Raw genomic sequence first — 14,827 nt, 5'->3', positions numbered from 1 at the left:
GGAGCTTCCGAAGCGCTGGCCCAGACCCGGCGTATGTAGTCCAGGTCCCGCCCGCCGGCCTGGGCCGCGGGTATGCCTCTGTCCGTCTCGGCGGCCTGCAGCCAGGCGACCTCGCGCGCTGCAGCTCGGGCCGTGCGCAGTGCTGCCAGTGCCGTGTGGTCGATGCTGGCCAGCAGGCGCCAGGCGGTCGGGGTAGAGGCCACCAGGCCGAAGACCTCGGCCTGGTCGCGCAGTAGGGCCAAGTCGGCGATGGCTTCGCCGCCGTCCGCGAGCATCACCGCCACGTCCACCGCGATCCTGCCCGGGTTGTGTCCGGTGCCGCGTGGCCGCAGGCGGCGCAGCGCGTCGGTGAACGCGGCGGTCAGGCCCGTGGCGTCAGCGAGATCGGCCAGCAGGCGGGACCCTGCGTGGCTGACCACCCCGTGGCCGTCGGCCGAGACGACGAGCTTGGGGCGCGAGGCGGTAGTGTGCACGCAGAAAGTGCCTTCCTGCTGGGATGACAGAGACCTTCGCAAGCCTCATCTTCCCAGCTCAGAGGGCACTTTCGCGTTTCCGATCAAGATCCGGACACCGCGGCAAGTGAAACGCGCAGGCTAGGCGAGGGGGAACGGTTCGTCGCGGTCCGGGTCGATGCCCTCGCCCTGGGCGGGGTCGAGGAGCTTGTCCTTGGCGGTGCGGGGCAGGCTGGTGCGGTCGTCGGCCTTGACCATGACCACGTGGGCGGTGACGTCGCGGGTGTTGCGGGCGGCGGCGCGCTCGGCCTCGTCGAAAGTGGCCACGAGCTTGCGGCGCTCGATCTTGTTCTGGGCGTGGCGTCCGCCTTCGTGCTCCGGGTGCAGCAGGAGTTGCGTGAGCTGGTCGATGGTGCCGCCGGCGCGGGCCACGTGGCAGGCGATGGCCGCGGTGATCCGGTGCCCGTGTTCGGCAGCGCCCTGCCGGTCCGGGCGCAGGACCAGGCTCCGGCCGTCGGAGGCGAGCCTGCTGTAACTGCCGGTGGCGTAGCGGCCGGTGAGGTCTCCGAGCAGAATGAGATCGGTCGCGGCCGACGGAAGCTGGACGGGGCTGAGAATTCCGCAGAAGTCGTTGGAGTTTCGTTGAGAGAGGGCGTGATGGGTGCTGTCTGGCACGGTGGGGTCGTCTCGCAAAGACGTGGACGCCACCCAGGCCCGCTAAAACCACGGGTGGTGTCCGGAACCGACCTCCATCGGCGCCGGCAAGGTCTCCAGGATTGCCGTCCTGGAGGACCTAGTGATACCGGCCCCGAGTGGAGGCAGGCGTCCCCATCGCAGCTCGACCGAGGTCGGAACAGAGCGCCGCCAGAGTGGTCCACTGGTGATCCACACCGGCCAACTCGTGTCCCTCACAGGCCAGTTTCAGGGGCTGATGCCTCTGACTGCCTCTGAGCGACCCGGGTCGAACCGGGGTCGAATCAGAGTGATTTCCTCTGACTGCCTCCGATCGCCTCTGCAACCCGTCCTAGCAGGTCACAGCCTCATCGCCTCGCATAAGCGCAGGTCAGAAAGATGCGCTAGCTGTACCAGGCGTACGCGGCGACGACCTTCGGCGACAAGGCCGCGGACTTCCTCGCCCTCTACCCCGCCACGATGGACGCGGAGGCGGCGGCGCAGTACATCGCCTACGCGCGCGACGACGAGCGCGCGTCCACCTTCCTGTGGGGCACCCGGTTCAAGGAGACCGCCGGCAACCGCAGCCCGGTCTACAACTACTGGTGGACCCACGTCCCGCCGGGCTCCGACACCACCAACCCGATCGAACCCGCGAACGGCGTCGGCGTCTATCACGGCGCGGAGAAGTACTACCTGTTCGGCAACCTGTACGGCACCGACCGCCCCTGGACCGACGCGGACCACGCGATCGCCGACACGACCTCCTCCTACGTGGCCAACTTCGCGGCCACCGGCAACCCCAACGGACGCCGCCTGCCGGCCTGGCCGGCCCTGCGCACGTCGAAACCCCTGTCGATGGAACTGGGTGATCGCTTCGCGACGCTTCCGGCCGCGGACAGTGACGCCAAGTACGCCTTCCTGCAGCAGTACCTCGAAAACCAGACCGCGGCCTTCTGAGCCGACAGCGTCCAGCCGGTAGGGGAAGGCCGTACGCGGGCGCCACCAGGCGTGCGCGTACGGCCACTCCTTCGGGCGCACACCCCGCACCGGGGTATCGGCGCAGGTCCGCGGGGTGCCGGCGAGGAGCCTGCCCAGGGAACCTCGCCGGGGAGGCGTCCGTGCCCGGTCATGGCCGGGCATGAGCCCCGGAGCCTGGCGAGACCATCGGCGCGGTCGCGGCCGGGACCGCGCAGCGGGTCTGGTCACTTCCGCTGTCGCACCGACTCCCGGATCACCAGCTGGGTGCTCAGGACCACGTGGTCGTCGCCCGTGATGGTCTCCTCGCGGTCGAGGGCGAGTCGTACGGCGGCCCGGCCCAGTTCCTCGTACGGGACGCGAACAGTGGTGAGCGACGGAGTCAGGTCCGCGGCATAGGGGACATCGTCGAAACCGATGAGTGAGACGTCTCGGGGGACCCGGAGCCTCGCCTCGCGCAGCGCGGCCAGCACGCCGACGGCGATCGCGTCGGTGGCGGCGAAGACCGCGGTGAAGTCCAGCCCGGCGTCCAGCGCATCCCGCACTCGACGGTAGCCGGAGGCGCGGGTGTACGAGCCCGGTAGGTCGAGTCCCTCCTCGTACGGCACCGAGTGGGCGCGCAGCGCGGCCAGGTACCCTTCGCGGCGCTGTTCCGCGCTGCTGAACCCGGGCTCGCCCCCGAGGAAGAGGATGCGCCGGTGTCCGGCGGCGAGGAGGTGCGAGGTGGCCTGGAACGCGCCGCCCCGGTTGTCGTACTCGACCACGGTCGCCGGGATTCCGGCGGGCAGCGCGGGACGCCCGACCAGCACCAGGCGGGATCCGGCGGCGTCGAGGGCCTGGGCGTATTCGGCCATACGGCGGTGGTAGGCGTCGTCGGGGACCACTCCGCCGACGAGGACGACCGCGGCGGCGTGCTGCTCCCGCATGAGCTGGACCAGGTCGTCCTCGCGAGCGGTGTCGCCGTGGGTGGAGCAGACCAGGCTCAGCCTGCCCCGGCTGGTGGCCTCCTGCTCCACGCCGGCGGCGACAAAGGCCAGTGAGGGACCGGTGATGTCCTGGATGACCAGGGCGACGGGACCGGCGACTGCCCCGGAGAGGGCTTTGGCGTGGACGTTCACCACGTAGTGCAGTGACCCCACGGCTGCCATGACGCGGGCCCTGGTTTCCGCCGACACCGGGTAGTTGCCTGCCAGCGTGCGGGAAACGGTTGCTACCGAGACGCCTGCTTTCGCCGCTACGTCGCGGATGGTGCTCGGCCTGTCCGACCGCATGCTCCGCCGTCTGGTTCTGCTGGCATCGGGGCTCCTGCGCGTGCTCTTCCCGTTGTCCGTCACGCGGCCGACGCTACTGCATCGGCACCGCTTGCGGCCCGATCGCGGCAGAAACTACGGTGATGGGCCAGTAAACGATTACTTTCACTGTCGCTCCTGCCCTCGTGGGTCCATGCTCGGAGAGCATCTGATCGCGCACGACAAGCGGGGGAGTCCGGCCCGGCCGGAGGCGGACTCCCCTGAGCGAGGAGACGATGCCGGCAGAGGGCCGACGCCGTGGGCCGTGACCTGCGGATCAGGCGCTGTTGACCAGATCGGCCTGGCACACGGCGTGCGCGAGCGGCGAGCCTTCGCCGAGCAGTGCCAGCTCGTCCACGACGGTGCGGCCCAGTCGCTCCAGCTCGTTGCCGAGGGAACCGGCGATATGCGGGGTGAGGAAGACGTTGGGCAGCCCGTACAGGGGGGAATCCCCGGGCAGCGGCTCCGGCTCGGTCACGTCCAGGACCGCGCTGATCCGTCCGGAGACCAGTTCGTCGGTGAGGGCGTCGGGATCGACGAGGGCACCCCGGGAGGTGTTGACGAGCACCGAACCGTCGGGCATCAGCGACAGCCGTCCGCGGTCGAGCATGCGGTAGGTCTCCGGGATGTCCGGCGCGTTCAGGCTGATGATGTCGCTGGTGCGCATCAGCTCGTCGAGCGGCACGAGTACGGCACCCAGCGCGCGGGCCTCGGCTGCGTCGATGTACGGGTCGTACAGCGTCACCGAGAAGTCGAAGGGCCGCAGCAGTTCGAGCAGGCGGCGTCCGACCCGGGAGGCTCCGATGATCCCGACCCGCTTGCCGAGGTTGCCGATCTTTGCGTAGTCGGCGGGCGGCGGGAACACATGGTCGGTTCGGAACCGCTCCCGCAGGCCGAAGGCGTCCTTGCCGGACAGCAGGATCGCGGCGAGGGTGAACTCGGCCACCGGAAGCGCATTGGCCCGCACGGCGTTGGACACCGAGACGCCTTGCTCCCAGACCTCGGGCGAGACGAGGTTGCGCACGCTGCCCGCCGCGTGCAGCACGGCCCGCAGTCGGGGTGCCGCGGCGAGGACGGACCCGTCGATGCGCGGGCAGCCCCAGCCGGTGATCAGCACATCGGCCTCCGCCAGCGGTCCGGCCATCGCCGGATCGGTGAAGTCCGTCACGACGAGGGCGGGTTCGATCCGGGCCAGGGCCGTCAGCCGTGCCATGAGCCGGGGCGGGAAGAGCTCGGGAAGGTGCACCGGGTTCATGGCGAACAAGGCGCGCGGCGGCAGCTCGGACGTGGACATGGATCTCCGCTTCGGTAGTGAAGGAGAGGGTGGCAAGGAAAGGTAAACGTATTCCACGCTAGAGCTCGCCTGGTTGGCGAGTCAACGCTCCTCCGAGGGCACCCTGCGTTCGGGATGACGCGCTCCTGCTGGAATGCGCGAGGGAAAAACGCTGGTCAGGTCCAGTTTTTTGGGTAACCTGCCCGAAAGATCGGTGAAACAAATGCCCTCCTCCCTCTTGTGGTGGCGTCCCGCGGGGTCCTACCGTCCACGGGAAACGGTTACTGAAACGCGTAGCCGATCCCACTCTCCCTGCCTTCAGACGCCCGCGCCCTCTCCCCACCGCAGGCGCTGTCCGCCTTTCTCCGGAGGACCGATGAGCACCATCCGTACGAGAGCCGTCGCCGGCGCGGCCGCCGCCCTCTCACTGTCCCTCGCCCTGGGCGCCTGCGGTGGCGGCGACGGCACGGACTCGGAGGCGAAGACCACCAAGGGCAAGGTGCAGCTGGAGTTCTGGAGCTGGACGGAGGGCATCTCCGACCAGGTCGTGGTGTGGAACAAGAAGCACCCCGAGACCCAGGTGAAGTTCGTCAACGCGGCCGGCGACACCGTCTACCAGAAGCTGCGCGCCGCGGTGACCTCGGGCAACGCGCCCTGTCTGTCCAAGATGGACGGGATGAACCTGGCGAACTTCGCCGCCGACGGGCTGCTCACCGACATCACCAACGTCGCCGCCCCGTACAAGTCCCGCTACAGCACCCCGGCGTGGAACGCGGTCAGCCCCGGCGGGGCCACCTACGGCATCCCCACCGGCTCCTCCCCCCTGTTCACGGCCTACCGCGCGGACCTGTTCCAGAAGTACGGCCTCAAGGCGCCCACCACCTGGGACGACGTGATCGCGGCGGGCAAAGCGGTGCAGAAGCAAGAGAAGAACGTCAAGATCTTCAACATGGCCGGCGAGGACCCAAGCACGCTCGTCGACCTGTCCTGGCAGGCGGGCGCGCAATGGTACAAAGTCGCAGGCGACCACTGGGAGATCGGCTTCACCTCGCCCGACGCCCTCAAGGCCGCCGACATCGTCCAGCAGCTGGTGGACGACGACCTCGCCTCCAACGCCTCCTACGCCGACCCGGGCGTCTTCAAGACCTGGGACCTCGGCAAGACCATCCTGATGACCACCTCCACCTGGCAGCTGCCGATCTACGACACCAACTTCCCCAAGTCCAAGGGCAAGTGGCAGCTCGCCGACGCGCCGGTCTTCGACCCGGCCAACCCCCAGACCTCCAGCAACTTCGACGTCACGGCCGTGCTCAAGGGCTGCAAGTACCCAGACCGGGCGGCCCAGTTCGCCGCCTGGCTGTCCAGCAGCAAGGAGTCGCTGACCGCGCTCACGGACCCCGCGTCCAAGTCGGGGCTCTTCCCGGCCGTCAAGGACGTCTCCCCGTACGTCGACAAGATCATCCCGACGGGGATGTTCAACGGGAAGTCGGACAGCGCGCAGGTGATCACCACCGCGGCCTCCCGGGTCGGCGAGCAGTGGCAGTACGGGCCGGACTACGCGGCCATGTACTCCGAGATGCAGAAGCAGTGGGGCAAGGTCATGAAGAAGCAGCTGACCGTCAAGGACATGCTGACGCACCTTCAGGACTGGGTGCTCGCCGACCTGAAGAACAAGGGCGTTAAGGCCGTCGCCGCCGGCTGAACCATCTGATCTGGAGACTGCCTTGTCCACCCTCACGCGGCCGGCGCAGGCCGCCACCGACTCCCCGGTCCGGCGGACCTCCCCCCGCCGGACCGGGAGACGGGGAGCCTACAAGGGCCTGCTGTTCATGCTGCCCTTCCTGACCGGCTTCCTCCTGACCTATGTCGTGCCGATCGGCTACGCCTTCAGCCAGAGCCTGCACGAGAAGAAGAGCAGCGGCATCGGCTTCGGTCCGACGAGGATCGTGTTCGTCGGCTTCGCCAACTTCTCGGCGATCCTGTCGGACGGCACCTTCTGGACCGGCATGCTGCGCACCCTGCTCTTCGGGGCCGCGCAGATCGCGGTCATGCTCGGCATCTCGCTCCTGCTGGCACTGCTCCTCGACGGCATCGCGGCCCGCGCGGTCCGCTTCTTCCGCGCGGGACTGCTCATCCCGTACGTCATCCCGGGCGTGGTCTCCACGCTGATCTGGCTGTTCCTCTACAGCCCGACCGCGAGCCCCATCGTCGACATCGCGGACCGGGCCGGAACGAGCATCACCTTCTTCGGTGGCCTCAGCACCTACCTCTCGCTGGGGAATCTGCTCACCTGGCAGGGCATCGGCTTCAACATGATCCTGATCTCCGCCTCGCTGCAGGCGCTGCCGCGCGAGCTGTACGAGGCGGCCCGGCTCGACGGGGCGAAGGAGTGGCGGATCGCCTGGTCCGTCAAGGTGCCGAACATCACCGGGATCCTCGTCCTGACCGGCATGTTCTCACTGATCGGCCGACTCCAGCTGTTCACCGAGCCGCTGTTTTTGCGGTATGTGGCGCCGGAGTCCATCAGCACCGACTTCACGCCGATGCTGGAGATCTTCGACCGGGCGTTCAAGACCGGCGACTACCAGTACGCCGCCGCCGAGTCGCTCGTCCTCGCCGTGGTCACCGGCATCCTCGCCTTCGTCTTCTACCGCGTCACGAACAGGAAGCTGTCATGAGCAGTATCGCCTCCGGGGGCGGTGCGCGCCCCACCCGTCGTGCGGTGGCCCTCACCACTGGTCTGCTGATCGTCTTCCTGCTCTACTCGCTCGCACCGACCTGGTTCCTGCTGGTGGCGTCGACGAAGAACCAGACGGACCTGTACTCGACGTTCGGCCTGTGGTTCTCCGCCAACCACCTCGCCGACAATTTCCAGGCGATCTGGGACTACCACGACGGGGTCTTCGGCCGCTGGATCTTCAACTCCGTCCTGTACTCCACCGTCGGCGCCGCGGGTTCGACGTTCGTCTCGCTCGCCGCCGGCTACGGCCTGGCGAAGTTCGACTTCCGGGGCCGGGGCGCCCTGTTCGGTGTCATCGTCGGTGCCTCGCTGCTGCCGAGCACACTGCTGGCGTTCCCGCTTTACCTCGTCTTCGCGAAGATCGGGCTCACCAACACCGTCTGGGCGGTGCTGATCCCGTACTTCATCAACCCCTTCGGGGTCTACCTGGGCAAGGTCTACGCCGACACCTCGGTGCCCACCGAGCTGATGGAGGCGGCCCGCATCGACGGCGCGAGCGAGACGCGGATCTTCTTCTCGGTCGCGCTCAGGCTGGTGCGCACCGGCGGCGTCACCATCTTCATGCTCGACTTCGTCAACATCTGGAACAACTTCTTCCTGCCTCTGTTCATGCTCAACGGCGAGCGCTCCTTCCCCGTGACCCTGGGCCTCTTCTCCTGGGTGCAGCAGGCGCAGACCTCCCGCGACATGAACACTCTCGTCCTCACCGGGTCACTGCTGTCGATTGTTCCGCTGGCGGTCTTCATGTTCGCCCTCCAGAAGTACTGGCGCAGCGGAATCCTCATGGGCAGCCTCAAGTAAAGGATCAGCCGTGCCCAACGCACCCAGAAGACGTGACGTGCTGAAGTACGCCGGTGCGACCGGCGTCGCCGCGGCCGTCATCGGCCTGCCGACGGCCGTGCCGGCCACCGCCGCCGAGGCGGAAAGCGCAGGCACGCGAGGGCCCGCCCCGCTCGACGTCGTCGTCTTCGGCGACGCGGACTCCGAGGCCGCGCACGCTCTCACCGCCACCCTCTCCGACACGGTCACCGGCGGCCTCGGCCAGAGCGCCCGCGTCCTCAACCCGACCAGCCCAGCATCGTTCTGGGGCGGCACCCTGAAGTTCGAGGTCGCCGTCCGCCCGACCGGCACCACGTACGTCACCGTCCGCCTCTGGGGCGACGATCACGACGACACCTCCGAAGAGGCCGCGTCCGGCACCAACATGTGGCGGCTGCAGCTCTTCTGCGAGGGCAAGCAGGTCGGCTACGAGGACCAGGGCGCCGTCGACAGCCTCGACATCCTCGACACCGCCCCGCGCACCCCGGGCCGCTTCTTCTTCCACACGCTGCCGCTGCCGGAGAAGATGACCGCCGGCAAGGGCAAGGTGACGCTGGAGATCCGCGCGATGGGGCGCATCTGGTCCTACGGTCAGGACGCGAGGCAGCTGTACCGGACCATGACCACGCCCTCGCGCGGCATCTACCGCCTGTACACCCACACAGACCCCTGCTTCGCCCCGCCCAAGGGCGAGGTCCAGGGCCCCGCGCCCGCCCCGAAGGCCCGCACCGGCGGCGAGGAGATCCTGGACGCCGTCAAGGCGCGGGTGCAGAAGGACCAGACGGACCTCCTGACCACCGCGACACCGGCCGCCATGGACGGCTGGGCCATGCAGTCGCTGGCCGAGGGCTGTCTGTGGTCCGCAAGCCCCGCCTACCAGGACCCGCGGGCGGTCGAGCGGGTGCTTCAGGCCATCGACGGCCGGTACATGGCGTGGAAGGCCGACGCGACCGTCCTCACCGGCTCCGACCAGCAGTGGCAGGGCTTCGGCCGGGTCGGGCTGGTGCTGGCCCTGCTCTGGGAGCACGTCGGCGACGGCCTCGGCACCCAGGTGACCGGATCGCCGTACGCCATCGCCAACCCCGGCTTCGAGTCGGGCGGCGACACTCCCACCGGCTGGCAGAAGCCCGGCTGGGCGCCCAGCGGAACGTGGGCCCGTGACACCACGGTCTGCCGCTCCGGCACCTCCTCCCTCAGACTCCAGGCCACCGGTACGAGCGGCTACAGCTACGTCTACTCCGCCCCGAAGACGCGGGTCGGCCCAGGCACGTACACCTATGGCGCGTGGATCAGGACGGATGGCGCCACCGGCCTCGGCGCCCACATCGACCCGCTGTTCTTCGACTCCAACGGGACACTCGTCGGCAGCGACCACAAGGTCTACGCGAGCAACGGCACCCACGACTGGGAGTACGTGTCGATCGACCTGGCCACCCCGGCCGGCGCCACCCAGATGGAGATGCACCTGCGCCTGACCGGCCCGGGCACCGCCTGGTTCGACGACGTCACCCTCGTCGCCCCCGCCGAGACCACCACCCCCGTGCCGCCGGTGCGCAAGGACGCGTACATCGACATGCTCAAGTCCAGCCGCGACTACTGGCGGCAGCACTTCCCGCACTACAGCAACCAGTCGCAGATCTGCGCCATCGGCCTCTACCAGGCCAACCGCGGCCTGAAGCTCCTCGCCCCCGACCTCGCCCTGTCCGAGGACAAGGCCCGCGACTACTTGTACCAGTCGATCGGCATGAAGCCCTACCTCGGCCCGGAGGACGCGGACGGCAACCCGACCAAGCCGCTCGGCGAGAGCTACTACCAGGTGACGAGGGCTGGCCTGACCCGCGAACTCGGCTACGTCGGCAACTACGGCGAGGTCATGGACTGGCTCGTGATGATGTACGAGTCGGTCACGCGCGGGTACGGCGGCCAGGAGGCGCCCGAACTGCGCGAGCAGATGGTGAAGATGACCAAGGCGCGCGGCGCGTTCCGGGTGATCGACGTCGACGAGGACGGCTGCCGCATCTCCCGCATCGAGACGGTGATCGGCTGGCGCAACGAGGTCTACCCCGGCGAGATCGCGTACGCCTCCCGCACCGCCTGGGACTCCAACCCCGTCATGACGGCCGCCGTCTTCAAGGACCCCGACATCGTCGGCTGGACCCAGGAGATGATCGCCGACGGCCAGCTCTACCCCCAGCTGAACCTCCAGGCCACCCACACCTGGACCCGCGTCGGCCTCAACGCCCTGCGCTTCCTCTCCCGCGACTGGCCGGAGTTCCAGGCCCTGGCCTCGCGGCCAGGCCGGATCCCGACCGGCTGGGACCGGCCCGACTTCGTCGTCACGGACGAGGAGAACGGGTGCCTTGCCGTCAAGAACGGCCAGGAGCTGCTGTTCGCCTCCCTCTACTGGCGGGCGCGGCAGGGCGTGAACAACTACGCTCGCATCCACCACCTCACCCCCACCGACCAGCGCTCGGCCACCATTCGCCAGTGCACCGCGGGCACCACCGGCGACACCTTCACCGCCCGCGACTGGGTCCTGTGGGACTACGCCATCAACGATCCCGGTGCCGCCCACATTCCGCCGGGCGGCTTCCCGCCGCCCGGCGACACCCTCCACCAGGCCCTCGCCGGCGACGTCTACCACCTCGCCCCCGTCCCCGACGACGTCCCCGACCCCACCCTCGGCGTCCACTTCGACGGCGTCGAGACCATGCTGGTGGGCCGCGCGCCGTTCTTTCTTTGCGAGTACGGGGACTACCTCGTCGCCATGAACACCAGCACGGACAAGGTCTTCACCCTCCCCGCGCGCCTGGACTTCGGCCCCGCCCGCGACCTCGTCACCGGCAAAACCGTGGGCGCCGACCACCGCCCGCAGCTCGGCCCGCGCAGCAGCCTGGTGCTGTACCGAGGCTGACGCAGCTTCCCGGTCCGGTGCGGAACGGGGGACCGCACCGGACCGCCCACACTCCTGACCACTCAACGTCGAGTGAGAGAGAGGACCATCCCGTGAACGAGCCGCAGTCCGACCCCGCCACCCCTCCCAACCGCCGCCGCTTTCTCAAGCTCACCGCCGTCGGAGCCGGCGCGGCCGGCCTCGCGGGCGCCGGCGCCCTGGCGGGTGCCGGCCAGGCCGCCGCCGTCACCTCCGGCCTGACCGCGCTGACCCACCCCGGCGTACTGCACAGCCGCGCCGACCTCGACCACATGCGCAGCAAGGTCGCGGCGGGCACGTCCCCCTGGACCGACGGCTACAACGTCTTCGCCACCGACTTCTTCTCCAAGTCCTCCTACGTCGTCGCGGGCGGCAGGGCCACCGTCACCCGCGGCACCAGCCCCGAGAACGGCAACGCGGAACTCTGGTACGACTGCAACGCCGCATACCAGAACGCCCTCATGTGGTACATCACCGGCGACAGGGCGCACGCCGACAAGGCCCTGGAGATCATCAAGTCCTGGACGAACGCGCTTCAGGAGATCAACGGCGCCGACGCCGAACTCGCCGCCGGCATCTACGGCGCAAAGCTTGCTGCGGCCGTCGAGATCATGCACTACACCGGCCCATCGGGCAGCTGGACCCAGTCCGAACTCGACGCCACCGTCGCGATGTTCGAGAACATCTTCGTGCCGCTCATCAACGTCTACGGCGACGGCGGCTACGGCCTCATGGGCCTCAAGGGCATGTTCCAGATCGCCGTGGCCTGCAACAACCTCACCCTCTTCAACGACGCCTACAACGCCTTCTACACCCACAGCTGCTGCGGCCTGACCAAGCTCATCCAGTCCGGCACCGGCCAGTGCTGCGAGTCCGGCCGCGACCAGGCCCACACCCAGCTGATCCTGGGTTCGCTCGCCGAGATCTGCGAGACCGGGCGCGTCCAGGGCCTCGACATGTACGGGGCTTCGAGTTCACTGCTGCTGTCGGGCTTCGAGTACACGGCGAAGTACAACCTCGGCAACAGCGTCCCGTACGATGCCACGTTCGGCCGCTGCAACTGGCACTGGTCGGCCATATCCACCGACGGGCGCGGCACGTTCCGCCCCATCTACGAGATGGCGTACAACCACTACGTCAAGCGGGCCGGCAAGTCGGCCCCCTACACCGCCCAGGTGGCGGCCCGACTACGCCCGGAGGGCGCCCCCTTCCAGTGCGACCACCCGGGCTTCGGCACCCTCCTGTTCTCCCTCTGAGTCCCCGAACGGACCCCACGTGATCCACAACCCCGTCCTGCGCGGCTTCGAACCCGACCCCGTGATCCTGCGCGTCGGCGACGACCACTACCTCGCCACCTCGACCTTCGAGTGGTACCCCGGAGTACGCCTCCACCACTCCCGGGACCTGGTCAACTGGCGTGCGCTGGGCGGGGTGCTGGACAGCAGGCGGCTGCTCGACCTGACCGGAGTGCCGGACTCGGGAGGCATCTGGGCGCCCGGCCTGTCGTACGCCGACGGCCTGTTCCACCTCGTCTTCACCGTCGTCGACACCTACGCCGAGGGTTGGAAGGACCTGCCCAACTACGTGACCACCGCTCCGTCGATCGAGGGTCCCTGGTCGGACCCGGTGCCACTGCACGGCCGGGGCTTCGACGTCTCCCTCTTCCACGACGACGATGCCGGGGACGGCCGCAGCTGGCTGCTGAACATGCGCTTCGACTGGCGTCCGCAGCGGGAGTCGTTCGCCGGGATCGAACTGCAGGAGTACGACCGCAAGACGCGGACCCTGCTGGGCGAGTCGAGGACGATCTCCGTCGGCACCGCGGCGGGGGTCGCCGAAGGCCCGCACCTGTACAAGAAGGACGGCTGGTACTACCTCGTGCACGCCGAGGGCGGTACCGGATACGAGCACGGAGCGGCCGTGGCCCGCTCCCGCGACCTGTTCGGCCCGTACGAACCCGACCCGGCCGGACCACTCCTGACGTCGCGTCATGACCCGTCCCTGGACCTGCAGAAGGCCGGCCACTGCTCGCTGGTCGAGACGTCGGCGGGGGAGTGGTACGCCGCCCACATCACCGCCCGCCCCTACTCCGAGCGCGGCCGGTGCGTGCTGGGCCGGGAGACCGCGCTGCAGCCGGTCGCCTGGACCGAGGACGGCTGGCCGCGGATCGCGGGCGGCGTGCCCGCCGTCACCGTGCCCGCACCCGCGCTCCCCGCCGCTCCCGTGCCGCCGGAGCCCGCCACCGACGACTTCGCGACCCTCGGACCGCAGTGGTCCACCCTGCGCCGCCCGCCCGCCGCCGACTGGATCGAGCCCGCACCGGGACGCCTGCGCCTGCACGGCGGCCAGTCACCGGTCGGCCGCCGCGCCCCCAGCCTGGCCGCCCGCCGGGTCACCGCGCCCCGCTGCACTTTCGAGACCCTGCTGACGTTCGCCCCCCGTACCCCCGACCACCTGGCCGGACTGACCGCGTACTACAACACCCGCAACTGGCACTACCTGTACGTGACGGCCGAGGACGACGGCACGCCGGTGCTGACCGCCCTGAGCTGCGAGGCCGGAGCCCTCACCGCGCACCCGGTACGAATCCCGCTCCGCCCCGGCCTCCCGCTCCTGCTGCGCGCCAACCTGGACGGCCCGGCCCTGCGCTTCTCCTACGACCGCGACCACGACGCCGACGAGACCGGCCCGCACACGCTGCCGCTCGACCTCGACGCCACCGTCCTGTCGGACGAGCACGCGGACGAGTTCCACGACGGGCAGTTGCGCGTCCTCGGCTTCACCGGCGCGATGCTGGGCCTGTGGGCGCAGGATCTGGACGGCTCCGGCGTGCACGCGGACTTCGCGTACGCCACCTACCGGGAGGTCCACGCGTGATCGACCTCGGCCGCATCCGCTTGTTCTGCACAAGCCTTGGGCCCGCCGACGCCCCTGCCCTGCTGCTGGTGCACGGCTGGGGCGGCGACGGCCGTGAATGGTCGGTGCACGCCGAGTCCCTGGCCGACCGGTTCCGCGTGATCGTCCCCGACCTGCGCGGCCACGGCCGCTCCGAAGTACCGGGACAGGGCAACACACCGCCGGAGATGGCGGACGACCTGGCCGCGCTGGTCGAGGCTCTCGGCAGCGGACCGGTGGTGGCCGTCGGCCACTCCATGGGCGGCCAGGTGGTCAACCTGCTCGCCGTACGGCACCCGAATCTCGTACGGTCGGTCCTCGCTCTCGACCCGGCCCACGGCGCACAAGGCGCCGAAGTGGACGGAATACCGGGGCGGTTGGCCGAGTACTGGGAGCGCGGGTCCCGCGCGGCGGCGGACTTCGTCGCCGGGGCCTTCTCCGCCCAGGCCCCGCCCGGCCTGCGCACCGCCCACGTCCGCACCATGCTCGGCACCCCGGACCACGTCGTAGCCCAGGCGTACGCCGGCATGTACACCGACCCGGACGCGGTCGGCGTCCGCCCGCACAGCGAGACGTACCTGCGCTGCCGCACCCGCCCGGCGCTGACGGTGTGGACATCGGCCGAGGCCGCGGAGTGGGAGCGGACGACTCTGCATGTGACGGGCTCGCGTGTGGATCACTGGCCGGGCGTCGGACACTACCTGCACGAGGAACGACCCGAGCCCACCGTGCGGCTCGTCCGGGAATGGGCGGACACCGAGTAGGAGCGGGCCGGAC

11 protein-coding genes and 1 pseudogene are annotated in these 14,827 nt (G+C 69.5%); 8 read left to right on the top strand and 4 right to left on the bottom strand.

Annotated features, from left to right (window positions below; genetic code table 11):
• Window positions 1-38: 38 nt before the first annotated feature.
• A pseudogene (locus OG289_RS09015) lies at window positions 39-503 on the bottom strand (transposase); the annotation flags it as partial.
• A 90-nt stretch (window positions 504-593) separates the two neighbouring features.
• Window positions 594-1,127, bottom strand: coding sequence for a hypothetical protein (locus tag OG289_RS09010; protein WP_327313491.1), 534 nt, complete (start codon window positions 1,125-1,127; stop codon window positions 594-596).
• A 477-nt stretch (window positions 1,128-1,604) separates the two neighbouring features.
• Between OG289_RS09010 and OG289_RS09005 the strand changes: the two genes are divergently transcribed.
• Window positions 1,605-2,084, top strand: coding sequence for a carboxylesterase family protein (locus tag OG289_RS09005; protein WP_327313490.1), 480 nt, complete (start codon window positions 1,605-1,607; stop codon window positions 2,082-2,084).
• A 245-nt stretch (window positions 2,085-2,329) separates the two neighbouring features.
• On the opposite strand, the gene OG289_RS09000 is transcribed toward OG289_RS09005, so the two are convergent.
• Complete coding sequence (locus OG289_RS09000) at window positions 2,330-3,373, bottom strand: LacI family DNA-binding transcriptional regulator (protein WP_327313489.1); 1,044 nt, start codon at window positions 3,371-3,373, stop codon at window positions 2,330-2,332.
• A gap of 295 nt (window positions 3,374-3,668) precedes the next feature.
• Window positions 3,669-4,685 (bottom strand): hydroxyacid dehydrogenase, encoded by a 1,017-nt coding sequence (locus OG289_RS08995; RefSeq protein WP_327313488.1) that lies wholly within the window; start codon window positions 4,683-4,685, stop codon window positions 3,669-3,671.
• A gap of 355 nt (window positions 4,686-5,040) precedes the next feature.
• Between OG289_RS08995 and OG289_RS08990 the strand changes: the two genes are divergently transcribed.
• The 7 genes from OG289_RS08990 to OG289_RS08960 all read left to right on the top strand — a co-directional run bounded on the left by OG289_RS08990 (window position 5,041) and on the right by OG289_RS08960 (window position 14,814).
• On the top strand, window positions 5,041-6,366 hold the full coding sequence (locus tag OG289_RS08990) for an ABC transporter substrate-binding protein (protein ID WP_327313487.1): 1,326 nt from the start codon (window positions 5,041-5,043) through the stop codon (window positions 6,364-6,366).
• A gap of 22 nt (window positions 6,367-6,388) precedes the next feature.
• Window positions 6,389-7,342, top strand: a complete 954-nt coding sequence (locus OG289_RS08985; protein ID WP_327313486.1) for a carbohydrate ABC transporter permease — start codon at window positions 6,389-6,391, stop codon at window positions 7,340-7,342.
• On the top strand, window positions 7,339-8,205 hold the full coding sequence (locus OG289_RS08980; protein ID WP_327313485.1) for a carbohydrate ABC transporter permease: 867 nt from the start codon (window positions 7,339-7,341) through the stop codon (window positions 8,203-8,205). Before OG289_RS08985 ends, OG289_RS08980 begins: the two co-directional genes overlap by 4 nt.
• Window positions 8,206-8,215: 10 nt before the next feature.
• Window positions 8,216-11,137 (top strand): Tat pathway signal sequence domain protein, encoded by a 2,922-nt coding sequence (locus tag OG289_RS08975; RefSeq protein WP_327313484.1) that lies wholly within the window; start codon window positions 8,216-8,218, stop codon window positions 11,135-11,137.
• A gap of 92 nt (window positions 11,138-11,229) precedes the next feature.
• Window positions 11,230-12,411: an alginate lyase family protein gene (locus OG289_RS08970; protein WP_327313483.1), complete on the top strand. Its 1,182-nt coding sequence runs from the start codon at window positions 11,230-11,232 to the stop codon at window positions 12,409-12,411.
• 19 nt (window positions 12,412-12,430) lie between these two features.
• Window positions 12,431-14,032, top strand: a complete 1,602-nt coding sequence (locus OG289_RS08965; protein ID WP_327313482.1) for a glycoside hydrolase family 43 protein — start codon at window positions 12,431-12,433, stop codon at window positions 14,030-14,032.
• Window positions 14,029-14,814, top strand: a complete 786-nt coding sequence (locus OG289_RS08960) for an alpha/beta fold hydrolase (RefSeq protein ID WP_327313481.1) — start codon at window positions 14,029-14,031, stop codon at window positions 14,812-14,814. The genes OG289_RS08965 and OG289_RS08960 overlap by 4 nt, the downstream gene beginning before the upstream one ends.
• The last annotated feature ends 13 nt before the right edge of the window (window positions 14,815-14,827 follow it).

This window comes from Streptomyces sp. NBC_01235, from assembly GCF_035989285.1.
In the GTDB taxonomy this organism is placed as follows: Bacteria; Actinomycetota; Actinomycetes; order Streptomycetales; family Streptomycetaceae; genus Streptomyces.
Note: the sequence above shows the minus strand (reverse complement) of the source record. Positions and strands in the feature narration are given on the sequence as shown.

Bases quoted from the DNA above. Each gene is read 5' to 3' on its own strand.
- OG289_RS09005 (WP_327313490.1), top strand. From the start codon at position 1,605: ATGGACGCGGAGGCGGCGGCGCAGTACATCGCCTACGCGCGCGACGAC.
- OG289_RS09000 (WP_327313489.1), bottom strand. From the start codon at position 3,373: ATGCGGTCGGACAGGCCGAGCACCATCCGCGACGTAGCGGCGAAAGCA.
- OG289_RS08995 (WP_327313488.1), bottom strand. From the start codon at position 4,685: ATGTCCACGTCCGAGCTGCCGCCGCGCGCCTTGTTCGCCATGAACCCG.
- OG289_RS08990 (WP_327313487.1), top strand. From the start codon at position 5,041: ATGAGCACCATCCGTACGAGAGCCGTCGCCGGCGCGGCCGCCGCCCTC.
- OG289_RS08980 (WP_327313485.1), top strand. From the start codon at position 7,339: ATGAGCAGTATCGCCTCCGGGGGCGGTGCGCGCCCCACCCGTCGTGCG.